The following is a 21,974-nucleotide window of genomic DNA, read 5'->3' on the forward strand; positions in this document are numbered from 1 at the left end:
AGCACAACAAAAAATAAGTTCGTTAATGTATCTATTCCTTTGATATCAATGAGTTTTACAAATCCACACAGTCAGGGTTAACGTTTAATGAAAAAATTTATAGTGATGGTTGTCTGTGCAATGTTTGCCATTGCAGCGATAGCGAGTATTTGGTTTACGTCGTATATTTCTCATCAGGAAATAGACAGTATTATTCTGAAAAAATCGCAGGTACAAGCTGAATTACTGGCAAAGAATGTTGAGTATGTGCTTGAGAACTCTCAGCAGCCGGAAGACGATTTACAGGCACTGGTGTTGTCGCTCAAGCAGCGCAGCGATATCAGTTATGCCGTAGTGATTAATAAAAACATCACGGCCATTGCCCACAGTGATCCGCAAAAGCTGAACAAAGTCTATGACGACAGCTACACAGTGGAAGGGGCAGGACAAGGTAAACCGAAACACTCCAAGTGGTATGCGGATGTTCAGAAAGTCTGGGTATACGACATCATGATGCCTGTGCATGTGAACGGATCGCTTTACGGCGCGTTCGACGTCGGCATTCCTATTACAGAAGTCGATAATGCCGCCAGTGAAATTGTGATTGCTCAGCTCACCGCCATCATCATTATTTTTATCATCTGCGCGGCTTTTCTGATGTGGATACTGAACCGTTTGTTCATGCCGCTTACCGGATTGCAGCAGGCGCTGGAAGATATTTCCAAAGGCGATGGCAACCTGACGGTGCGTCTGCCGGTAAAAGGGAATGATGAGATCGCCCGTATTTCTGAAGCATTTAATATCTTTGTCAGCAAGATCAACGACATCATCGTTCAGGTTGTTGATACAGGTGTTGGCCTGGGACGCTCTGCAGCTTCGCTGCGTGATCAGTCGGTGCACGCATTGTCGAGAGGGCAAGACCAGAGCGAACAGACGCTACTGGTGGTGACGTCGATGAATGAAATGATCGCAACGATTAATGAAATTTCCAATAACGCTGCAGGTGCCGCAGAGTCTGCAGGCAGTGCGAACAGCGAAACTCAGGCCGGACGCAAGACGTTGCAAGCGGCGACCAATACCATTAATCATCTGGCCGGTGAAATGAATAACATGTCTGCTGTGATTGCGACGTTAGCAGATAAAACGCAGTCAATCGGCTCGATTCTCGATGTGATTCGCGGCATTTCCGAGCAAACGAACCTGCTGGCGCTGAATGCGGCCATTGAGGCAGCCCGTGCCGGTGAGGCCGGTCGTGGATTTGCTGTGGTCGCGGATGAAGTGCGTAATCTGGCGACTAAAACGGCTCAGTCTACCGATGAAATCCAGCGTATGATTGACCAGCTGCAACATGAAGCGAAAAACGCAGTGACTGCGATGGAAAGCAGCAAATCCCTGACTGAAGAAGGCACCAAAGCCACCGAAGACGCCCTGAGTGCGCTGGACGAAATTTCGGGTCAGGTTGTCGCGATTCTGGACATGAACACTCAGGTTGCCACGGCTACAGAGCAGCAATCCAGTGTGGCCAATGAAATCAATCTCAACATGGATACGGTGAATCAGGCGGTGCAGACCGGGCTGGATGCCAGTATGGAGCTGGAAAAAACCAGTCAGGATCTGGCCGGCCTGGCAGAGAAACTGGATCGACTGGTGGGGGCTTTCAAACTGGCAAGACAGGTACGATAGTTATTTCTGGTTAACTGACTCTTCAGCAAGGGAGCAGGTTCTCCCTTGCTGAACGAGCATTACTTTCCGGGCAGGCATTCTGCTTCATTGCCAGAATAAATGTTCACTTTGCGTAAATTCTTCAAGCTCGTTCAACTGCGTTCATTTCCCTGCCTAACAATGGATTCTGTCGTGTTTTCGTCACCATCCTGCTTCTGGTTGTTATGGTCTGATTCCGAAATCTTGGCCTGAAAGTATTGTGATATTAGATGCTTATCTTTCCGTCTTGGTCTAAAGTTACAAACGGTCTGCTTTGAAGCAGTAGCAATAACGTCTACGCAGGCTGGCTCGCGTGTTTTTGCATTGTGGTACACGAAGTCCGAACAGTTATCTTTTCTAAAAATGAACAACAGGAATTGATCGCATGAAACGTCTACTTGCCGTGACATTGTCGACGACTTTGCTTGTCGCGTGTAACGATCCGAATCAAGCTGCTTCCAATACCTCCGCGGATACAGCTTCTGCTACAACGACAACCTCATCTTCATCGAATTCTTTAACTGCTGAGCAGGCGCGCGAATATGCCCGTGATGCGTACATTTTTGTTTACCCCTTAGTGCTGAATTATCGCACTATGTATTCTCAGGCAATTAAAGGGGATGCGGCATTTGGCAAGTGGCTGCATTTAGGCACGTCTACCCCCGCAGACACAGATATTGTCACACCCAATATTGATACCCCTTATTCTTATGCCTGGGTGGATTTGCGGTCTGAGCCTTGGGTAGTCACTTTGCCTGAGATAGAAGCTCAGCGTTACTACACCAGCCAGTGGGATGATTTGTGGGCATATGTTATTGATAATCCCGGCTCTTTGAATGATGGCAACGGTGGCGGAAGCTTCATGCTCGTTGCACCGGACTGGCAAGGTGAAACGCCAGAAGGTATTAAACGAGTCATCCGCGGGGAGAGTCAGTTCCTGGGGACACTGACACGTACACAGCTCATCGGAGGGCAGGATGATATGCCTAATGTTGAGAAGATACAGCAAGCGTACAAGCTGCAACCGCTCAGCGAATTCCTGGGTCAGCCCGCCCCAGCGCCAGCACCGGCCATTGACTGGCCGGCATGGACAGAAGGCGATGAAAAAACAGATCAATTCTGGCGCTACGCTGACTTTCTTCTCCCGTTTACGTCACCCAATGCGGATGATGCCGCGGAGTACAATAAACTCAAAGCCTTAGGCATTGGCACGGGCGAACCTTTTGACTTTTCAGCCTTAGACCCCTCGATTCAGGATGCGATGCGGGCGGGGGTACAGGATGCGCTGGCCGAATTCCAGAAAGCCGGAAACGATCCTACTTTGGATTCAGGCACACTGTTTGGCAGTCGCGAGCGGATTGGCACGGATTATCTGAAGCGGACATTGGGGGTTGTGCTGGGTATTTTTGGTAATGCTAATGAGCAGGCGGTATATTTTTCTATTCCGCTTGATTCGAATGATCAGCCTCTTGATGCCAGTAAAAATAATTATTCAGTGACTTTTCCTGCGGGGCAGATACCACCAGTGAAATATTTCTGGTCATTCACTATGTATAAACTGCCACAGCGATGGCTGGTGGAAAACCCGATCAACCGATATTCGCTGTCAAGTACGACTCCGGGAGTAAAAAGCAACGATGACGGTTCATTAACGATTTATTTCCAGCATGAGTCACCTGGGCCGGATAAGGAAAGTAACTGGTTGCCATCACCCGATGGACCATTCTGGATTGTGTTGCGAAACTACGGACCGGATAAAGCCATCATTAGCGGTGACTATCCGAAGCCAAAACCGGTTCCGGTTCCGGCTGCAAAATGATGTAACCCTGCAGTGCTTTGAATCATTTTACAAAGACCACTCCATTCTGCGTTGTGATAATGCGCCGCAGCATGGGGTGGTCTCTTCGTTATGTTCAGATGCTGCCGGTGCTTATTTCATCCCCCCTCTTTGCTGTTAGCGGTTTTGCTTCTGGTACCCGAGGTGATTGCACTGGCGTTCGCTCCTGTCTTGCCCCGGCATCAGCGGTCACACATAAGCGAACACATAAACCTGCTATTTTCTTCTTAAAATTCATCACATAGCGGCTCGCCGTCACGGAAATGCCGCTTACTATTAATAAAACTTATACCTTAGTTTTAGCCTAACTGATTCTTGTTGCCGGGCAGTAGATGCCGCCATTAAGTTAACAAAAGCTTAACAAGATGTGCGATTTAACTTCATTCACTGTAGAAAAGGAAAAGTTATGTCTGGCAGCAACGAGCAAGCCGTCGAAACCCATACCGTTTCTGACGAATACTTAAGTAAACGACAACTCAAAAAAGGCGTGGCAGGCTGGGTACTGCTGGCAAGCCTGGGTGTGTCTTATGTGATCTCCGGGGATTTCGCTGGCTGGAATTTTGGCTTAGAGCGGGCAGGGTTTGGCGGCATGCTATTGGCCACGATAGTCATGGGGCTGATGTATATGTGCCTGGTACTGAGTCTGGCCGAGATGTCGTCATCGATTCCCACTGCTGGTGGTGGTTACAGCTTTGCCCGTCGCGCCATGGGGCCGTGGGGAGGCTTTCTGACCGGTACTGCTATCTTGCTGGAGTATGCCATTGCCCCTGCCGCGATTGCGATTTTCATCGGCGGCTACGTGAATGAGTTAATCGGTATTGACGGGCCCATAGTATACGCGGCTTTTTATTGTGTGTTCGTCGGTATCCATTTGTGGGGTGCCGGAGAAGCACTGCGTATTATGATGGGGATCACCTTGCTGGCGGTGATTGCGATTATAGTTTTTGCGCTGGGTATGCTGCCGCATTTTGACATCAACAACCTTTTTGATATTGCCGTTAATTCAGATGTCGCCGGCGCCAGCGCCTTTCTGCCGGAAGGCTATATGGGAATTTGGGCGGCACTGCCATTTGCCATGTGGTTATTCCTGGCGGTCGAAGGTGTGCCGCTGGCGGCTGAAGAAGCTACCAATCCGGCCAAAGATATGCCGCGTGGCATTATCGCTTCCATGCTGGTACTGATAGTATTTGCCGCTGTGGTGCTGATTCTGGTGCCGGGCGGTGCCGGAGCCGAAGCCATGAAATCGCACAGTGCGCCGCTGGTTGGTGCTTTGCAGTCGGTGTACGGCACGGAATCGCTGGCGGCGAAATTCGTTAACCTTGTTGGCCTGTTCGGCTTAATTGCCAGCTTCTTTTCTATTATTTATGCCTACTCACGCCAGGTGTTTGCACTATCGCGTGCCGGCTACCTGCCCCGTTTTCTGTCCCTGTCCGGCGAGCGTAAAGTGCCGGTCTGGGCACTCATCGTACCCGGCATCATCGGCTTTCTGTTGTCGCTGTCCGGCGAAGGGGATCTGATGATCACCATGGCGGTGTTTGGCGCCACTGTCTCTTATGCTCTGATGAGCCTGTCCCATATTATTCTGCGCCGCAAAGAGCCAGCGCTGGAACGCCCTTATAAAACGCCGGGTGGCACGCTGACCTCGGGCATTGCGCTGGCATTGTCGCTGGTTGCGCTGGCTTCCACTTTTGTGGTGAGCCTGCAGGCGGCGCTGTGGTCCGCACTCTTTTACGCTGTCATGCTGACCTACTTCGCGCTGTACAGTCGTCACCGTATTGTCGCCAATGCACCGGAAGAAGAGTTTGACCTGATTGCTGATGCAGAATCTGAACTCAGTTAATGTCATTTGAGGACGCGGCTGCCGCTGTTGGTCAGTGCGTCCGGATTGAACTTATCTCCAAACAGGCTCAGGAACGAGTCATCTTGATGAAAGAGGTACACATGGAAGCCAGAGAAGTGAAGACGATTGCCGATGCAATGGCCATTGTAGAAGAACGCGCACTGACCCACGTGAAAGTCGGCTTGTTTGATAACGACGGCATCATGCGCGGTAAATATATGTCGAAATCCAAGTTCTTTTCATCGCTTGAAAAGGGGTTCGCGTTTTGTGACGTCGTGCTGGGCTGGGACTCCAAAGATCAGCTCTACGACAATACCCGTTATACCGGCTGGCATACCGGCTACCCGGACGCCCCAGTACGCATTTTGCCGCACACCTGCCGGGAGGTCTACGGTGAAGAAGGTATGCTGCTGTTTATTGCCGAGTTTACCGATGAAGCTGAGAAAGTCTGCCCGCGTGGCACCTTGCGAAAGGTGCTGAAAAAAGCCAATGACATGGGCTTTGATGTGTTTGCTGCCCTTGAATATGAGTTCTTCGTTTTCAATGAAACACCGCATTCAGCCAGAGAAAAAGGCTTTCGCAACTTGGAAACCATCACGCCGGACTGGTTTGGTTATTCGATGATTCGAAACTCGGTGCATTCCGGCTTGTATGAAGCCATTCTGGGCATGAGTGAGCAGATGGATTTTCCGATTGAAGGCATTCACTCAGAGACCGGTCCCGGTGTTTTAGAAGCCGCCATCGCGGTTGATGGCGCTGAAGCGGCGGCCGACAAAGCGGCACTGTTCAAAACCTTTATGAAAGTACTGGCTCAGAAAAGGGATCTGCTGGCGACCTTCATGGCGAAATGGTCGGGAGATTATCCGGGCCAGAGCGGGCATATTCATGTGTCGCTGAAAAACAAAGACGGCTCGTCGGCGTTCTACGACCCGACACAGACTCACAATATGAGCAAACTGCAGCGGCATTTTCTGGCCGGCCAGCAGCGCTTAATGCCTGAGTTTTTGTGTCTGATTGCACCGACCATCAACAGCTATACCCGTATGATCCCCGGCTTCTGGGCACCGACAGATGCCACCTGGGGCGTGGAAAACCGCACCACAGCCCTGCGGATTATTCCCGGCAGTGAACAATCCCAGCGCATCGAACACCGCTTAGGCGCAGCAGATGCTAACCCGTATCTCGCGCTGGCAGCCGCCGTGGCTTCCGGTCTGTACGGCATTATGCAGGAATGGGAACCGTTCGAGCAGGTGAAGGGCAATGCCTACGAACAGCAACATGCACCAGAGCTACAATTACCACGTACCCTGTGGGATGCCGCGCAGCGGTTTAAGCAGTCTGACGCTGCCCGAACCATGTTCGGTGATGAGTTCGTTGAGCACTTTGCTGCCAGCCGTGAGTGGGAGGAGCGTGAATTCAGAAAACACGTGACTGACTGGGAAATGGATCGTTATTTCGAAATTATTTAAGGAAGATGCGTCATGACTCGAATGCAACAAACGATATCGCCGGTAGACGGCAGTGTGTATGTCACGCGTCCGCTTGCCTCTGGCGATGAGATTCAGCAAACGCTGACGCTGGCGAAAAGTGCCCAGAAAAGCTGGGCCAGCGTTGCACTGAGCGAGCGTCAGGCAATGTGCAGCAAAGCGGTTGACTGGTTTGAAGCCAATAAAGCTGAGATCGGCCAGGAAATTTGCTGGCAGATGGGAAGACCGATCCGCTATGCGCAGGGTGAAATTGCCGGTCTGGCGGAACGGGCACGCCATATGATCGCCGAAAGCGATGCGGCGCTTGCCGCGATCACTTTACCCGACAAGCCCGGCTTCAGCCGTTACATTACCCGTGAGCCCGTTGGTGTGGTGGCTGTTATCGCCCCCTGGAATTATCCGTACCTGACGGCCATCAACAGTATTGTGCCTGCCTTGCTGGCCGGTAACAGTGTCATCCTCAAGCATTCTGCACAAACGCCCCTGTGTGCTGAGCGGCTGAAATCGGCTTTTGATGCCGCAGGTCTGCCGGAAGGGGTGTTTCAGTTTTTGCATCTGACGCACGAAGACACCACCAAACTGATTCAGTCTGACGCGGTGAATCATGTCGCCTTTACCGGCTCAGTACCGGCCGGCGCGCATGTCGAGCAAGCCGCCGCAGGCCGTTTTATCGGCGTTGGACTGGAGCTGGGCGGTAAAGATCCGGCTTACGTGCGCGAAGATGCCGATCTGGATGATGCGGCTGACACCGTGATTGACGGGGCATTTTTCAACAGCGGCCAGTCGTGCTGTGGTATTGAACGTATTTATGTTCACGCTTCTGTGTATGACGCCTTTGTCGAAAAAGCGGTAGCGATCGTCAGACAATATAAGCTGGGCCGACCGGATGAGCCGGGCACGACGCTGGGGCCGCTGGTCCGTACCAGTGCCGCTGATTTTGTCCGTGGCCAGATTCAGGAGGCGATAGCGCAGGGTGCAGTTGCCCATATTGATGAGCAGGCTTTTCCGCTCAGTCAGGCCGGATCGCCCTATCTGGCGCCGCAGATTCTGACCCAGGTTGATCATTCGATGCGTGTGATGCACGAAGAATCGTTCGGGCCTGTTGTCGGTATTATGAAAGTGAATAGCGATGAAGAAGCTATCACGCTGATGAACGACAGCGATTTTGGCCTGACCGCCAGCATTTTTACCCGTGATATTGAGCGGGGTATTGCCTTAGGCCAGCAGGTGGAAACCGGTACTTTCTTTATTAACCGTTGTGATTATCTCGATCCGGCGCTGGCCTGGACCGGGGTCAAACAGTCTGGCCGCGGCTGCACTTTGTCGGCTCTGGGCTTTGCGGCGCTGACACGTCCGAAGTCATTTCATATTAAATCACTGGCCTGAACCGGCGTGTAAGGAGAGCAAGATGTCGCTGAAAGGAAACTGGAATTATCCAACGCCGATCACAGTAGGTGACGGTTGTTTACAGCAAATCGCACAGGCATGCCGCGACGCCGGGATCAGCAACGCATTATTGGTCACCGATCCCGGACTGGCAGCCCTGCCCATGGTGACGGAAACTGTGGCGTTATGCCGCGAAGCCGGCATTGGCTGTGAGGTGTTCAGCCGGATTCAGGGTAATCCGACCGGCGAGAATGTCGAAGACGGCCTGGCTGTGTATCGTCAGGGCGGTTTTGACGGTGTGATTGCCTTTGGTGGCGGTTCCAGCCTGGATGCCGCCAAAGCCATTGCCCTGATGGCGGGACAGTCACTGCCGCTGTGGGCATTCGAAGATGTGGGCGACAACTGGTTGCAGGCCAATGCGGATGCCATTGCCCCTGTAATCGCGATCCCGACCACAGCCGGGACCGGCTCTGAAGTCGGGCGTGCATCTGTAATCACAGATACGGCCAACCACGTCAAAAAGATCATTTTTCATCCTAAGATGCTGCCGGTACGTGTGTTGCTCGACCCGGCGGTGACGACCGGGCTGCCGCCGCATATCACAGCGGCGACCGGCATGGATGCGCTGTCGCATAATCTTGAAGCCTATTGTGCCAACGGCTATCACCCGATGGCCGAAGGTATCGCACTGGAAGGGATCCGGCTGATTAAAGCCTATCTGCCACAGGCGGTTGCCGACGGCAGTAACCTTGAGGCCCGCACCCAGATGCTGGTGGCCTCCAGTATGGGCGCGACTGCCTTTCAGCGTGGTCTGGGCGGGATGCATGCCATCGCCCACACACTGGGGGCGTTATACGACAAGCATCACGGCTTATTGAATGCCATCCTGATGCCTTATGTGCTGGTGGCAAACCGCAGTGTGATTGAAGATAAGCTGACCCATCTGGCCCGCTATCTGGATTTACCCGAGCCAGGTTTCGATGCTTTCCTGACCTGGATTCTGGATTTCCGTGCCGCGCTGCAGATCCCCCATACGCTGGCGGATATTGATATTACGGTTGAAGAAGCACAGCGTGTAGGCCGCATGGCGGTACAGGACCCGTCGGCAGGCGGAAATCCTGTTGCACTGAGCGCCGAGCAATACAGCCGGATTTTTGTGGACGCTGTGACGGGCCGCTTGCCACAGCACTGACACCAGGAGGCTCCATGACGGTAAGAATGGGTATTCTGCAGTGCGATGATGTCAGGCAGGATTTGCAAGCTGACCACGGTAATTATCCGGCGATGTTCACTCAGCTGCTGCGCGATGCCGGTGACGCGCCGGAACTGGTTTTTTACCGGGCGCTGGACGGCGAGTTGCCACAGGATGTTGATGAATGCGATGTGTATATGACCACGGGCAGTCGTCACAGTGTCAACGATGACCTGCCCTGGATCCCCCCGTTGCTGGCTTTTGTACAGGCGTTGCATGCCCGTAAAAAGAAGCTGGTGGGGATCTGCTTTGGTCATCAGTTGATCGCAAAAGCACTGGGGGGCGAAGTGATTCAGGCGCCGCAGGGCTGGGGGATTGGTGTGGCGACACATGCGCTGCATGCATTGCCGGCGGGAGTAACGGAAAATGCCGCGTTCCCGTCCGATCTGTCTTTGCTGGTCAGCCATCAGGATCAGGTGGTCAGGTTACCGGATGATACGGCTGTGCTGGCCGGGAGTGATTTTTGCCCTTATTACATGCTGCAAGTGGGCGAGCATTTTCTCGGCATTCAGGGCCACCCTGAATTCAGCAAGGCCTATTCGCGGGACCTGATGCTGGCAAGAAAGGCGCTGTTACCAGCCAATGTACTGGATACCGGACTGACATCGCTGCACATGCCGGTAGACAGTGAAAGAGTCACCCGCTGGATGCTCGATTTCCTGCGCTCATCGTAACTCTGCCGTTTTACTGTGACTGAGCACCTGCCCCTGTTAACACAAACGGGGGCAGGTTTTTCTTTACTGGCTGTCAGGTAACGGTGTGCGGAATCCGCTGCGGATATTCAGGGTGACAATCAGAGCAAAGATCCCGATCACACAGCCAAGCTGCCAGGCCTGATGAATGCCCAGCTTGATCAGCGCCATACTGACCAGGGCTGAAAGCAACATCTGCCCGCCACCGGATAACGCGGCCACAGTGCCAGCCTGTTTGCGGTACGGCAGCATCACCTGCGACTGGGCGCAAGGCATTGCGATGCCATTACCAAACACCATCAGGAACTGGCCCAGCATCATCATCAATGGTGTCAGCGGTGTCAGAATTAACCAGGCCGCCGCAATGAGATGGATGGCAGGTGCGAGGTACAGCATGCGTTTGGTGCCGATTTTTGGCCGCAGCCAGCTGACCAGAAAACCACCGCAAAACAACCCTGCAGTCGGCAGGAGAGCCCAGAGGGCGTATTCGTCTGAGGTCATGCCAATCTGAACCTGCATGATAAAGGGCATCAGCGAGATGGTGGTGACGACCAGACTGAAGTTCAGCCAGCCGATACTGGCAAAACTCAGAAAATAGCGCGACAATAGCAGGGAGTGGTAATCCGCAGCGACTTTCCTCACTGAAGGCACAGCTTGTTTGTCGTGCATGGTCTCTTTGAACATCAGGCACAATGCAAACCACACCAGGGTGATATAGCTTGCCAGCACGATAAAGACCGACAGCCAGCCAAAGTGGTGGTTAATGAAACCGCCAATCACGGGCGCAAAAATCGGCGTAAACGAGGCCACCATGGTCAGATAAGACAGCGCCTGCGGCAGTTGTTCACCTGTGTACGAATCCCGTGTCGAGGCGCGGGCCAGCACAGCGCAGCAACCCGCCCCCAGTCCCTGCATCAGGCGACCGGCCACTAAGCCGTAAAAACTGTCGCTGGCAAGGATCACCAGAATCAGACCGGCCACTGCAAGCAGGATTCCGGCTAACAGCACGCGGCGACGGCCTAAGGCATCTGAGATCGGGCCGTAGATGAATTGCGACGGACCGAAACCGAGTAAGTAGACCGAAATCAGCAGCTGAGCCTGATCGATGGATATGCCAAAGTCTTTGGCTATCCAGGGCAGGGAAGGAAACACCAGCCCCATGCCAAACTGACCTATGCTGATGGTCAGGCAGGCCAGTAAAATCGGACGCCAGTAAAAAGCGGCTGACACCGCTGATCCCTCTGCCTTCTCGGCATCAGGTTTCGCCATGATAGCTGTCCTGATCCTCGCGCTTGATGACCTTGTGCCCGTCTTCCGTTACCCCGTGTTTCCAGTAGCTGCTGATGTAACAAGTTTTGCGATCGAACTGATCCTGCTGGCTGATGTGCTGGCGAATGGCCCGCATAGTGCTGAATTCGCAGGCACACCAGATAGCTGGCTTTCCATCCGGCCAGCGCAGTTGCGTTACTTTCTCAGCCAGTGCGGTGCCTGAGCGTTCCCCATCCACCACAGTGATTAATTCAACGCCTGAGGGCAACTGCAGTGCCGGTAGATCCTGCTCGCTGCTGAGTGCCAGCACCACATAACCCTGGCTATCTGCCGCAAGGCGGGCTGTTTTGAGCTGAATGGAAGGCAGTGCTGTCATATCACCAATGATCAGTACCCAGTCACTGTCATCGGCCAGGCCCTGAATGGTATTTGGTCCGCCGAGGGAAATCTGTTCGCCTGGCTGAGTGTGCATGGCCCAGTGACACGCATAACCGCCTTGTTCCGGCGTGATCTCGCCTTTGTGTTGGTGCTCGTCTTTGCGCTGGCTCTTGTCCTTGTGGTGATGTTTGACAAAATCCAGCGCCAAGGTGCCCTGCTCTGGATCAAACTCACTGATGGTGAAGGTGCGCAGCACAGGTTTCTGACCCTCAGACAAAGTGCTCAGGTCGGTACTGCCGGCAGAAGTGAACAGCAGTTTGACATACTGACCGGCACTGTCGGCCGGAAGATGGCGGATATCTTCGCCTGTCAGAATCACGCGACGCATGTTCGGGCTGATATCAAACGCTTGCTGCACAGTAAATGATTTGGGTTGTAGTCGTTTTTGCATGTGTTGGTCTCTGTTTGAATTTGGATTTACAGCTCGTGGCCGTGATGCTGCATCTTTGCTTTGACACGTTTTACCGTAGAAAGGCTGACACCGGTTTCGTCAGCCACTGTCTGCAGGGTTTTCCCTGCCTTGAGCAGCATGGCAATCTGTTGGTGCACTTCATGATTGGCACGGCGGCCGCGAAATTTTTCTTTCCATGCAGCTTTGTCCTGGCGCAGTGAATCCCGACCCGCCTCGGCGGCCCACAACCGGTGCTGGGTGTGTGAGTTCGCATAACCTTTGAGCATCAGCAGCAAGGCATCGGTGATTGGGCAGCCCGGTTTGAAGGTCAGTGGTTGGTTCACGGTATGGACGATCACGCCTTTGTCCAGTAATTGCTGAAGGGTCTGGTGGCAGGCATCGAAATGAAAACCGAGATCTGTCACCCAGCGGACGATCAACTGATCACCCGGTTTCAGGGTGTTGAATAAGTCGCGGTACCGGGGGCGCTCCTCAGCAGGAACGTTACCGCGGATCCCGGTTTCCAGGAACAGCCGCAGATTGGGATCATAATCGGTAATTTGCCGGATCAACGCTTCAGGATCGCTCATTTTCGGCGACAGGCGAATATAGCCGTACAGGGTGGGCATAGTGACTCCTTAACAGGACAGCTTCTGTCTGTGGTCTCAGAGATGGGTCATTTGGTGTGGCTCATTTGATGGTTATCATAGAGGTTCAAATTTGTTCTTGCAACACCAAATGAGCTATTTTGGGCTGGAGGGGATAAGTGAAATGCATGCTGTTTAGCGCGCCAGATGGATTCCCGCCTGCGCGGGAATGACGTTAAGTTAATGAGTAATTTGAATTTTTTAGGTAATAGTGTGCTGGTGTGAATGACAGTAAGGCCATACGTAGAGTTTGGTTTTACTTGTGCGTCATGCTGTTGCTATAAATGTTTGTATTTGTTGTTTTTTTAGTCATCCCCGCGAAGGCGGGGATCCATAAAAGAGGGTGCACAGGAAGTCATTCTTGCAAGTAGTCATGTAAGCACGGGCTATGCCTGAGACTGTCGGACTTCCTGATGCAGCCAGTCGATAAAGGCCTGAGCACGGGTCATGCGCGGTGAGGTGCGGTCGTAAAATAAGGTGTAGCGGATACCCGGCACTAAGCCAATGTCAAAAGGCTTGACCAACAGGCCGTTTTCGATGAAATCACCGGCCAGACTCAGCGTGCCTAAACAGGCGCCGTGACCGGCCATGACGGCATTCAACCCCATTTCAAAGGTGCTGACTTCCATCCATTGTAAGTTCCCCTCGGGCACGTCAATTCCCGCCGTGTTAAACCAGCGCTCCCAGGTTAAATTACAGGTTTCAGCCCAGTGAATCAGCCAGCATTTCAGCAGCTGTTCCGGATGGATAAACTGCATCGAATTGGCCAGTTCGGGTGAGCAGAGCGGATATACTGGTTCTTCATACAGCACACAGGACTGAATACTGTCACCAAGATGTACTTTGTGGCCCTGTCTGATGGCGAGATCAATACTACCGTACTTCATGTCAGGCGCTTCGGTAGTGGCATCGACCCGGATGGAAATATCCGGATGGATCATAGTGAATTTCCACAAGCGGGGCATCAGCCAGCGGGAGGCAAAAGATCGGGAGGTATTAACGGTCAGGATCCCCTCCAGAGGCTCCGCCTGAATGCGGTTCAGACCGGACAGTATATGATCGAATCCGCGTGAAACATCGGTATACAGGCTGGATCCCTGCGTGGTCAGTATCATGTTCCGCCCTTGCCGGACAAAGAGTTTGCAGCCCAGTACCTCTTCTAACTGGCGGATTTTCTGACTGACGGCGGCCTGACTGACATACAATTCTTCGGCGGCTTTGCTGTAGCTCTGGCGTCGGGCTGCCACTTCAAAGTAGCGTAATCCGGATAAGTACTGTAGTCGATTGTCCATAATCTCAGCTTATAGTAGGTGTAATGAATCATCGTTCGTGGCCGGGACTCATTATACGCATAATTCCTGCAGGCACTGTGACTGAAGGGGAATAAAATGATCAGAGTAGCACTGCAATGGGAAGTTGAAATTCAGCTGTTTAATCAGAAAAAGCCATGGTTATGGGGAAATCGGCAGAAAAAGACACAGTTGCAACCAGAATCATTCAGTCCGCACCTGAAGAAAGATATCGGGCTTGAGTCATCGCCCACACCGTCGAAGGACTATCAGAAATATTTATAGGTTTGTTGCTTTATGTTTGAGCCGAAAGTGATTTTGTCTGCCAGAGGCTAAGCCGGGGAACAGGGTGTGCAACTTATTGAATTTGTGGTTAACATGCAGAGGAGAAGGAAATCTGAGAGACCGAGATATGGAAGTGACCATTCGTGCTTTAACCCCTGCTGATATTCCTGCATATCGCGACATTCGTCTGGAAAGTCTGCGGTTACATCCAGACTGCTTTGGTGCCAACTATGAGGAGCAGCGGCAGCAGCCAACCATGCATTTTGATGCGCAACATTGCCAGCCAAAGCCCGCAACACACTATGTTGGGGGCGTTTGAGGGTGAAGAACTTATCGGTTTGTGTGGTGTGTCTGAACTGGAAAACCGGACGGTGCTGCTTACACAAATGTACGTCAAAAGCCGGTGCCAGGGCGCTGGTGTCGGCATGGCGCTGATCAACGCTGCCAGACACACGGCGGCTGAAAAGCATCAGGCTCGCGTACTCCAGCTGGATGTCTACCTGCATAACCTGGCAGCAAAACACCGTTATGAAAAAGCCGGTTTTCAGGTAACGGGCCAGACAGCAGACGAGCTGATTATGGCGCTGAGTCTGTCATGATTGAAATTCATCATCTGGATGCGGCACAGATCCCGATGGCCCTGCTGCTGGAAGCTGATCCCTCTGAAGCCTGTATTCAGGGTTATCTCAATGAGGCCTATTGTCTCGCCGCCGTTGATGTTGATGTTGACGAGAGCGAAGAGAAAGGCGAAATAGTCGGGGTTTGTGTCGCTAAACCCATAGCAGAATACACATACGAAGTCTTCAATTTGGCGGTCTATCCGGCGTTTCAGCATCAGGGCATAGGCTCGCAGCTGTTATCTGCATTATTTCCCCGGCTGAAAGAGCAGGGTGTTCAGTCAGTCGTGCTGGGAACGGGCACTTTCGGTTATCAACTGACGTTTTACCAGCGGCTGGGGTTTCGGGTTGAGAGTGTCGCTAAAGATTTCTTTCTCGATCACTATGATGAGCCAATCTTTGAGCTGGGTATTCAGCACAAAGATATGCTGCGGTTGAGGCTGGATTTGTAACCGCTTCCTGTGAGTGAAAGTTTTGTGGTTGGGATTTTGGTACAGCTGAGGTATGTCGCGCTTGAGTTCGGTGGTTCATTTGGCATTGTGTGATGCGCTCCCGGTGCCGACAACCTGAAAAATCGTCCTGAATGTTCCCTTGTAGAGTGGGTAACTTTGTTCTCTGAATCGTTGTTGGATAGAGCGTTTTCAGGCCTACATTCATTAAGTTACCTCTGTCATTGCCGCGCAGGCGGCAATCCATGCAGCGAGTGCGGTTTTTACGTTCGGTTTTCACAAACCATGAACGTGATTCATAGATTAATGAAATTAAATCATTTTTATTCATAATTCGACCCAAGTATAAATTACTCTATTGTCAGCTTTATACAATCTTGCAGTTGGCTCTGATTGAGGCCATTAGGCGAAAATCAAACAACTGTGAAGATGACGGACTGGAAAAACAAAAATATAAAATTGTAAAGTCCGGAAAGAACAAAAAATAAATTCAGGATTATCTCAGAAAATTGGATGACAGGTTACCATGAATAAAGATTTTAGATTTACGATAAAGAATATTTGTTTCGATGAAAATTATCATCCTTCAGATAATACCCGTATCACAACTAACTTTGCTAATTTGGCGCGAGGAGAGAGCCGTCAAGAGAACTTGCGCAATACCTTAAGGATGATTAACAATCGTTTTAATGCTTTAGCAAGTTGGGATAACCAAAAAGGCGACCGTTATTCTGTCGAGCTTGAAATTATTTCAGTAGATATGGATATTGAAGGTAGTGGTCAGGCTTTCCCTTCGATTGAAGTATTGAAAACGAACATTGTTGATCATAAAACCAACGAACGCATTGAAGGCATTGTAGGTAATAATTTTTCCTCCTACGTGCGAGATTATGATTTCAGCGTATTACTGTTGGATCATAATAAGAATCAACCCAAATTTAGCATTCCGGATAATTTTGGCGAACTGCATGGTAAGCTCTTCCAATGCTTTGTTAATTCAGATGCATACAAGGCTAATTTCAGTAAGCCGCCGGTTATCTGTCTCAGTGTTTCGGATAGCAAGATCTATCATCGCACTGAAAACCAGCATCCTGTATTGGGTTTTGAATATCAGCCCAATGAGTCTTCGCTGACTGAGCAATATTTCAAGAAAATGGGATTGCAGGTTCGCTATTTCATGCCTCAAAACAGTGCTGCACCTTTAGCTTTTTATTTCTTTGGTGATTTACTGAATGATTATACGAATCTTGAGCTGATAAGCACCATCAGTACGATGGAAACATTTCAAAAGATTTACCGACCTGAGATTTATAATGCGAATGCTTCAGCGGGAAAATTATATCAGCCCAATCTGAAAAATCAGGATCATTCATTAACTCAAATTGTTTATGACCGAGCAGAACGCAGCCAGTTGGCTATTGAGCAAGGTAAATTTGCTGAGGAACACTTCATCAAACCATACCAAAGTATTCTTGAGCAGTGGTCTGCTAATTACGCTTTATAATTAACGATAAATTACAATAGAGCCTATTATGAAAACATTATTACCGACTTCAACTTCTGGCAGTTTACCTAAGCCCTCTTGGCTTGCAGAACCTGAAACACTTTGGTCACCCTGGAAATTACAAGGTGAGGAGTTAATAGACGGCAAACACGATGCTTTACGTGTGTCATTACAAGAGCAACAACGGGCAGGTATTGATATTGTCAGTGATGGCGAGCAAACCCGTCAGCATTTTGTGACAACCTTTATTGAGCACCTCAGCGGCGTTGACTTTGAACAACGTAAAACAGTGAAAATCCGTGACCGCTATGATGCGAGTGTACCGACAGTCGTGGGTCCTGTGAGTCGCCCCAAGTCGGTTTTTGTTGAAGATGCCAAGTTTTTACGTCAGCAAACCAATCAACCCATTAAATGGGCTCTGCCTGGTCCCATGACGATGATAGATACGCTTTATGATAACCATTATAAAAGCCGCGAAAAACTTGCCTGGGAATTTGCCAAAATCCTCAATCAAGAAGCCAAAGAATTAGAAGCCGCTGGCGTTGATATCATTCAATTTGATGAGCCTGCTTTTAATGTGTTTTTTGATGAGGTCAATGACTGGGGCATTGCGGCTTTAGAAAGAGCCATTGAAGGACTTCAATGCGAAACAGCAGTACATATTTGCTACGGTTACGGCATCAAGGCTAACACAGACTGGAAAAAGACCTTGGGCTCAGAGTGGCGACAATACGAAGAAGTGTTTCCCAAACTGCAGCAATCGAATATTGATATCATCTCACTGGAATGTCACAACTCGCGGGTTCCAATCGAGCTACTGGAACTCATTCGGGGTAAAAAAGTCATGGTAGGAGCGATTGATGTCGCAACCAATACCATTGAGACACCAGAGGAAGTCGCCAATACCCTGCGAAAAGCACTGCAGTTTGTCGATGCCGACAAGCTTTATCCTTGCACCAACTGTGGCATGGCACCTTTATCCCGTGACGTCGCAAGGGGCAAGCTGAATGCCTTGAGTGCAGGTGCAGACATCGTCCGAAGAGAGCTATTGGCTTAGTACCAATATAGAGATAATTAGCAGGGTTAGCTGCCGGATTACCTTGCGGTTTAATTGGTTTTTTGCACAAACCAAACTGCTCCGCAATGATGCAAGGCGAGGATATCTTCCTCGCCTTGATCTATACGTTTACAAGGCCGTCCATGGGCTGTTCGGAGCGCCCGGTTCGTTATTGAGTGTCCACCACATGGCTTGGTACACCACGCCATTATGGGTGACGCGATCACCGGTTTGATAGGTGGCCTCCGCAGACCAGCTGGCCGCATGGGTGAAGTCCAACTTTTCCCATGGCCCGTGGGGATGGCCGGGTTCGTCGTTTTGGGACCACCATTTGGCCTGATAGACAAAGTGATTGAATCTGATGCGATCACCGGCGAGATAGACGGCATCTGGTTGCCAGTCTGTCACGTCCGGCAGAGTCTTCATATCCAGATTACCAACACCGATATTCATAGCATTGAGCTGATCGCCATTGTCCTGACCGTATTCCCACGAGAACAGGCCGCCGAGTTTTTTGCTGGTAGCCAGCTGGCCTTTGGCAATGATATCTGCCGGGTGATCAAAGCCGACAAACGCCGCATCCGATCCACGCCATGCGTAGTGACACTGACAATCCGGATCGACACGAATTTCGAAGCCGTTCACGCCTTGTCCGTCCGGACCGAGGATCTCATCTGAGATACGGGTATACGTCGCGATACCTTCGACATCCCAGGGATTCACCGCTTTCGGAAAACCGGCGGTCGCCACGCCACCAAAGGGCGATCCCTGAGGATTCAGTGCGACACCGTCCCAGCCCTTGGCATATTTGGCAACGCCCAGTACGAGCTTTTCAGCAGGCATGCCTAAACCAAGCAGATTTTGAACCGCATCTTCAGCGCCAAAACCATACCCTTTGGCTAAGTTACCGCTATGGGCGCTTATCGCAGTGTGATGGCCGACATTGTCAGATGACCAGGCTCCGAAGAAGTCGTAGGTCATCAGGAAAATCAGATCCATGGCAGGCTCTGCCCGCTGGTAGTTGACCTTGGCGGTATAAGACTCCGCTGTCGCGATGGCTGATGTCACCAGATACTCACGGCTGGTTTCGGCGCTGAGTTTGTCCATCGCAGCCCGCAGATCTATCATCAGGTCGGCATAGGCTTCACCCTCTGCGCGGTTTTGCGGCCACTCCCAGTCAATATCCACGCCATCAAAGGCCGGGTTCGCTTTCAGGTAATCCACCATGGCCTGAACGAAAACCTGCCGGTTGGTACTGTTCATCGACATAGGGGCGAACGGGCCATCGCCGCCCCAGCCCCCGATTGATGGCAGAACTTTCAGGTGCGGGAAGCGTTTTTTCAGTTCACTGAATTGGGCCGAGAAGGCTTTATCAATCGTGCTGTTATTTTCAGCCAGCGTAAAATCTGGCTTGCCGGCGCAGGTGGCTTCGTGACCTGCCCGTTGACCCGGACCGCAAATATCTAAAAATGCGTAGAGAATATGTGTCAGGTTATTACCGTTGATCTGGCTGATACTGGCCGGATTCGACCAGTTGGCGACATAAGTGGCCACCACATGGCCGCTGTTTTGCTGGAACTCACCATGTGTGCCGGTGAACAGATCAGGCTCAGTGGCATGACTATAGGCAAAAGTGCTTGCAGCCATCAGCGCAAGCGCGGCAGGACACCATTTGAAAGCAGACTCAATCTTCATTGCTGATTCCTTCATTGTTGGATATCGCTTATATGGGATCAGTTTCATCTTGTCGGCAAGCGCTGCGGCAGCATTATCTAACGGTTCTGTGGTGGTGTTTAAAACAGTTTGTCACTGAGCAACTTGTTCTTTGCGGGAATATAGGATCTCTATCAATGTCTATTTTCCCCTGGGGGAGTGCCATCAAAGTACATGTTAAGCCGTCATTCCCGCGCAGGCGGGAATCCATACAGCAAGTGTAATTTTGTGGCTGGGTGAGTATGTCGCGCTTGAGTTCGGTGCTTCACTTAGCATTGTTTGACGCGCGCCAGATACTCTTTGTGGGTCAAAGAGTATCCAGAAAGCCTTTTTTATTCATTTGGTGCTGTCCGGTGCGGTTGTAGGCGCTCCCGGCGCCGACAACCTGAAAATTCGTCCTGAATTTTCTCCTGGTGGAGTGGGTAACTTTGGTTTTTGAATCGTTGTTGGATAGAACGTTTTTAGGCATACATTCATTAAGTTATCTCTGTCATTGCCGCGCAGGCGGCAATCCATACCATGAGTGCGGCGACGAGTGGTGATATCTGAGTCTGAAGGTATGTCGCGCTTGAGTTCGGTGCTTCACTTAGCATTGTTTTATGCGCGCCAGGTACTCTTTGTAGGCCAAAGAGTACCCAGAAAGCCTTTTTTATTCTTTGGTGTTGTCCGGGGCGGTTGTAGGCGCTCCCGGCGCCGACAACCTGAAAATTCGTCCTGAATTTTCCCCTGGGGGAGTGGGGAACGCTGGTTTATTGCTCGTGATTGAACAGGCATGCTTCAGAGTTGTTGCATCATAATTGTGGTAGAACGCAGTTTTATACGTCCTCTTCCGACAACATTTGTCGACAGTTACGAACCGTTAGCACTCTGATCTCATGGCCTAAGCTGTAAATAATACGATAGTGACCGAAAATGATTTCACGATAGTTTGTGTGGGGTATTTCTGGAACAAAGCGCCCCATTTCAGGCATGCTTCCGAGTAACTTCGTTTTGTCGAAAACATCATTGACCCACTTTTCTGCAGCAGATGGATTATCTAAAGAGATGAACTCTGCTACGTCACCAAGCTTTTGAAGCGCTAAAGGAGACCAAACAACTTTCATTTCTTAATGCGTGCTAGCACTTGGGCGCGTGCATCTTCATGAGAAACACCCAGATCGGAAGCTAACTGAGCTTCTGCTGTGCGCATTTCTTCCAGTAATTCGATTTTCTCTTGCATTGCCTCGTACTCTGCAACGTCAAGAACCACAGCGACACCTTTACCACGTTGTGTAATTACTAATGGACGACGAGTCTCATTGATTTGTTTGATGTAAGAAGCGACACTTGCGCGAAATTCAGACAACGGCTGAATATCTTGATCGAAATGAATACGACTCATGTTGAACTCCATTTGGTACAAAATAACGTACAAATGATAGTTCAGCCAGCTGTGATGAGCAAGAAGTTGATGCTGCGTTATCACGAATGAGGGACCGCAATCGCGCCTGTTATCAGGATTTGGCCTCAAAGCCAGTGCACAAACCGAATGTCGAGGGGCAGTCCCTCTTAAGGCCTTTTACATCATGCACTCTTTCGCCGTTTTCGCTTGCGCGACACCTTTTTCGATGATTGCCAATACTTGATCATTCTTCACTGAAGACACGATTTTATCGAGCAATTTTTCTGCTGTCGCCTCAGAAGAAACATCAACTAAGCAACTGTAACTGTGAGAAATTTTATCTGTTGCTGCTGCAACCGCTTGATGGTCAGTGAAATCTGTGTTGATCAATGTGTCTATCGACTGAGCAAAATCTTGAGCCTTTTGTGTCGCATCACCAAAAACTTCAAGATTGAGATTATTTAAATCTAGCGAATCTGCTTTTTGCTGCAGACTATCGACTGCTTTGTTCGCTGCTGCTTGAGCCTCATCAATTGCTTTACTCGCATCATCACAACCCACTAAAGCGAGCATTAAAGTCAAGGTGATTACTGATTTTTTCATCTTAAGCCTCTGAGTGAAAAAGAGATGCCGATACTAAACGAAGGCTTAGAAGCAATGAACAAAAATACCGTAACAGGATACGACCATCTGATTGCCATCCTCAATGCGATTGCTTCGGGATGGCGTCCGACGGGAAGAAAAAACGGCGTTAATTTAA

The 21,974-nt window shown here is 50.7% G+C and carries 21 protein-coding genes; 13 read left to right on the forward strand and 8 right to left on the reverse strand.

The window, feature by feature from the left end; all coding sequences use genetic code 11:
• Positions 1-120: 120 nt before the first annotated feature.
• The 7 genes from KCG43_RS12090 to KCG43_RS12120 all read left to right on the forward strand — a co-directional run bounded on the left by KCG43_RS12090 (position 121) and on the right by KCG43_RS12120 (position 10,156).
• On the forward strand, positions 121-1,662 hold the full coding sequence (locus tag KCG43_RS12090; RefSeq protein WP_218385182.1) for a methyl-accepting chemotaxis protein: 1,542 nt from the start codon (positions 121-123) through the stop codon (positions 1,660-1,662).
• Positions 1,663-2,065: 403 nt separating this feature from the next.
• Positions 2,066-3,499 carry a DUF1254 domain-containing protein gene (locus KCG43_RS12095; RefSeq protein ID WP_218385141.1) on the forward strand — a complete coding sequence of 478 codons (1,434 nt, stop codon included), beginning with the start codon at positions 2,066-2,068 and terminating at the stop codon, positions 3,497-3,499.
• Between the two features lie 424 nt (positions 3,500-3,923).
• Positions 3,924-5,357, forward strand: coding sequence for an ethanolamine permease (gene eat, locus KCG43_RS12100; RefSeq protein ID WP_218385143.1), 1,434 nt, complete (start codon positions 3,924-3,926; stop codon positions 5,355-5,357).
• Positions 5,358-5,443: 86 nt separating this feature from the next.
• Positions 5,444-6,826: a glutamine synthetase family protein gene (locus KCG43_RS12105; protein WP_255558013.1), complete on the forward strand. Its 1,383-nt coding sequence runs from the start codon at positions 5,444-5,446 to the stop codon at positions 6,824-6,826.
• A 12-nt stretch (positions 6,827-6,838) separates the two neighbouring features.
• A complete protein-coding gene (locus KCG43_RS12110; RefSeq protein ID WP_218385145.1) occupies positions 6,839-8,230 on the forward strand; it encodes an aldehyde dehydrogenase family protein in 1,392 nt (463 codons plus the stop codon).
• 22 nt (positions 8,231-8,252) lie between these two features.
• Positions 8,253-9,422 carry an iron-containing alcohol dehydrogenase gene (locus KCG43_RS12115; RefSeq protein WP_218385148.1) on the forward strand — a complete coding sequence of 390 codons (1,170 nt, stop codon included), beginning with the start codon at positions 8,253-8,255 and terminating at the stop codon, positions 9,420-9,422.
• A gap of 14 nt (positions 9,423-9,436) precedes the next feature.
• Positions 9,437-10,156: a gamma-glutamyl-gamma-aminobutyrate hydrolase family protein gene (locus KCG43_RS12120; RefSeq protein WP_218385150.1), complete on the forward strand. Its 720-nt coding sequence runs from the start codon at positions 9,437-9,439 to the stop codon at positions 10,154-10,156.
• A gap of 63 nt (positions 10,157-10,219) precedes the next feature.
• Here the strand turns inward: KCG43_RS12120 and KCG43_RS12125 are convergent, their stop codons facing one another.
• The 4 genes from KCG43_RS12125 to KCG43_RS12140 all read right to left on the reverse strand — a co-directional run bounded on the left by KCG43_RS12125 (position 10,220) and on the right by KCG43_RS12140 (position 14,211).
• Entirely contained in the window at positions 10,220-11,404 is a 1,185-nt protein-coding gene (locus KCG43_RS12125) for a multidrug effflux MFS transporter (protein WP_218385185.1), read from the reverse strand.
• A gap of 25 nt (positions 11,405-11,429) precedes the next feature.
• On the reverse strand, positions 11,430-12,272 hold the full coding sequence (locus tag KCG43_RS12130; protein WP_218385152.1) for a siderophore-interacting protein: 843 nt from the start codon (positions 12,270-12,272) through the stop codon (positions 11,430-11,432).
• Positions 12,273-12,298: 26 nt separating this feature from the next.
• The gene (locus KCG43_RS12135) at positions 12,299-12,901 is read right to left on the reverse strand and encodes a recombinase family protein (RefSeq protein ID WP_218385154.1); all 603 of its coding nucleotides are present in this window, start codon (positions 12,899-12,901) and stop codon (positions 12,299-12,301) included.
• A gap of 404 nt (positions 12,902-13,305) precedes the next feature.
• Positions 13,306-14,211, reverse strand: a complete 906-nt coding sequence (locus KCG43_RS12140; protein WP_218385156.1) for a LysR substrate-binding domain-containing protein — start codon at positions 14,209-14,211, stop codon at positions 13,306-13,308.
• Positions 14,212-14,307: 96 nt separating this feature from the next.
• Between KCG43_RS12140 and KCG43_RS12145 the strand changes: the two genes are divergently transcribed.
• The 6 genes from KCG43_RS12145 to KCG43_RS12170 all read left to right on the forward strand — a co-directional run bounded on the left by KCG43_RS12145 (position 14,308) and on the right by KCG43_RS12170 (position 18,120).
• Complete coding sequence (locus KCG43_RS12145; protein ID WP_192016191.1) at positions 14,308-14,493, forward strand: hypothetical protein; 186 nt, start codon at positions 14,308-14,310, stop codon at positions 14,491-14,493.
• 127 nt (positions 14,494-14,620) lie between these two features.
• Positions 14,621-14,812, forward strand: coding sequence for a hypothetical protein (locus KCG43_RS12150; RefSeq protein ID WP_218385158.1), 192 nt, complete (start codon positions 14,621-14,623; stop codon positions 14,810-14,812).
• Positions 14,796-15,092 carry a GNAT family N-acetyltransferase gene (locus tag KCG43_RS12155; protein WP_218385160.1) on the forward strand — a complete coding sequence of 99 codons (297 nt, stop codon included), beginning with the start codon at positions 14,796-14,798 and terminating at the stop codon, positions 15,090-15,092. Before KCG43_RS12150 ends, KCG43_RS12155 begins: the two co-directional genes overlap by 17 nt.
• The gene (locus KCG43_RS12160) at positions 15,089-15,562 is read left to right on the forward strand and encodes an N-acetyltransferase (RefSeq protein WP_218385163.1); all 474 of its coding nucleotides are present in this window, start codon (positions 15,089-15,091) and stop codon (positions 15,560-15,562) included. The genes KCG43_RS12155 and KCG43_RS12160 overlap by 4 nt, the downstream gene beginning before the upstream one ends.
• A gap of 523 nt (positions 15,563-16,085) precedes the next feature.
• A complete protein-coding gene (locus KCG43_RS12165) occupies positions 16,086-17,063 on the forward strand; it encodes a DUF1852 domain-containing protein (protein ID WP_218385165.1) in 978 nt (325 codons plus the stop codon).
• A gap of 28 nt (positions 17,064-17,091) precedes the next feature.
• Positions 17,092-18,120, forward strand: coding sequence for a methionine synthase (locus tag KCG43_RS12170; RefSeq protein ID WP_192016195.1), 1,029 nt, complete (start codon positions 17,092-17,094; stop codon positions 18,118-18,120).
• Between the two features lie 129 nt (positions 18,121-18,249).
• Here KCG43_RS12170 and KCG43_RS12175 read toward each other — a convergent pair whose 3' ends face one another.
• From KCG43_RS12175 to KCG43_RS12190, 4 genes are all read right to left on the reverse strand, one after another.
• Positions 18,250-19,815: a glycosyl hydrolase family 18 protein gene (locus KCG43_RS12175; protein ID WP_218385167.1), complete on the reverse strand. Its 1,566-nt coding sequence runs from the start codon at positions 19,813-19,815 to the stop codon at positions 18,250-18,252.
• Positions 19,816-20,648: 833 nt separating this feature from the next.
• Positions 20,649-20,936, reverse strand: a complete 288-nt coding sequence (locus KCG43_RS12180) for a type II toxin-antitoxin system RelE/ParE family toxin (RefSeq protein ID WP_218385169.1) — start codon at positions 20,934-20,936, stop codon at positions 20,649-20,651.
• Positions 20,933-21,214, reverse strand: coding sequence for a type II toxin-antitoxin system Phd/YefM family antitoxin (locus KCG43_RS12185; RefSeq protein WP_027250707.1), 282 nt, complete (start codon positions 21,212-21,214; stop codon positions 20,933-20,935). The genes KCG43_RS12180 and KCG43_RS12185 overlap by 4 nt, the downstream gene beginning before the upstream one ends.
• Positions 21,215-21,391: 177 nt before the next feature.
• Positions 21,392-21,817 carry a hypothetical protein gene (locus tag KCG43_RS12190; protein ID WP_218385171.1) on the reverse strand — a complete coding sequence of 142 codons (426 nt, stop codon included), beginning with the start codon at positions 21,815-21,817 and terminating at the stop codon, positions 21,392-21,394.
• Between the last annotated feature and the right edge of the window lie 157 nt (positions 21,818-21,974).

This window comes from Photobacterium sp. WH24, assembly GCF_019204055.1.
Classification (GTDB): domain Bacteria; phylum Pseudomonadota; class Gammaproteobacteria; order Enterobacterales; family Vibrionaceae; genus Photobacterium; species Photobacterium arenosum.

Coding starts and splice junctions, on each gene's coding strand:
- KCG43_RS12090 (WP_218385182.1), top strand. CDS start 121: ATGTTTGCCATTGCAGCGATAGCGAGTATTTGGTTTACGTCGTATATT.
- KCG43_RS12185 (WP_027250707.1), bottom strand. CDS start 21,214: ATGAGTCGTATTCATTTCGATCAAGATATTCAGCCGTTGTCTGAATTT.
- KCG43_RS12130 (WP_218385152.1), bottom strand. CDS start 12,272: ATGCAAAAACGACTACAACCCAAATCATTTACTGTGCAGCAAGCGTTT.
- KCG43_RS12140 (WP_218385156.1), bottom strand. CDS start 14,211: ATGGACAATCGACTACAGTACTTATCCGGATTACGCTACTTTGAAGTG.
- KCG43_RS12095 (WP_218385141.1), top strand. CDS start 2,066: ATGAAACGTCTACTTGCCGTGACATTGTCGACGACTTTGCTTGTCGCG.
- KCG43_RS12190 (WP_218385171.1), bottom strand. CDS start 21,817: ATGAAAAAATCAGTAATCACCTTGACTTTAATGCTCGCTTTAGTGGGT.
- eat (WP_218385143.1), top strand. CDS start 3,924: ATGTCTGGCAGCAACGAGCAAGCCGTCGAAACCCATACCGTTTCTGAC.
- KCG43_RS12150 (WP_218385158.1), top strand. CDS start 14,621: ATGGAAGTGACCATTCGTGCTTTAACCCCTGCTGATATTCCTGCATAT.
- KCG43_RS12175 (WP_218385167.1), bottom strand. CDS start 19,815: ATGAAGATTGAGTCTGCTTTCAAATGGTGTCCTGCCGCGCTTGCGCTG.
- KCG43_RS12170 (WP_192016195.1), top strand. CDS start 17,092: ATGAAAACATTATTACCGACTTCAACTTCTGGCAGTTTACCTAAGCCC.
- KCG43_RS12155 (WP_218385160.1), top strand. CDS start 14,796: ATGTTGGGGGCGTTTGAGGGTGAAGAACTTATCGGTTTGTGTGGTGTG.
- KCG43_RS12115 (WP_218385148.1), top strand. CDS start 8,253: ATGTCGCTGAAAGGAAACTGGAATTATCCAACGCCGATCACAGTAGGT.
- KCG43_RS12105 (WP_255558013.1), top strand. CDS start 5,444: ATGAAAGAGGTACACATGGAAGCCAGAGAAGTGAAGACGATTGCCGAT.
- KCG43_RS12135 (WP_218385154.1), bottom strand. CDS start 12,901: ATGCCCACCCTGTACGGCTATATTCGCCTGTCGCCGAAAATGAGCGAT.
- KCG43_RS12120 (WP_218385150.1), top strand. CDS start 9,437: ATGACGGTAAGAATGGGTATTCTGCAGTGCGATGATGTCAGGCAGGAT.
- KCG43_RS12165 (WP_218385165.1), top strand. CDS start 16,086: ATGAATAAAGATTTTAGATTTACGATAAAGAATATTTGTTTCGATGAA.
- KCG43_RS12145 (WP_192016191.1), top strand. CDS start 14,308: ATGATCAGAGTAGCACTGCAATGGGAAGTTGAAATTCAGCTGTTTAAT.
- KCG43_RS12180 (WP_218385169.1), bottom strand. CDS start 20,936: ATGAAAGTTGTTTGGTCTCCTTTAGCGCTTCAAAAGCTTGGTGACGTA.
- KCG43_RS12160 (WP_218385163.1), top strand. CDS start 15,089: ATGATTGAAATTCATCATCTGGATGCGGCACAGATCCCGATGGCCCTG.
- KCG43_RS12110 (WP_218385145.1), top strand. CDS start 6,839: ATGACTCGAATGCAACAAACGATATCGCCGGTAGACGGCAGTGTGTAT.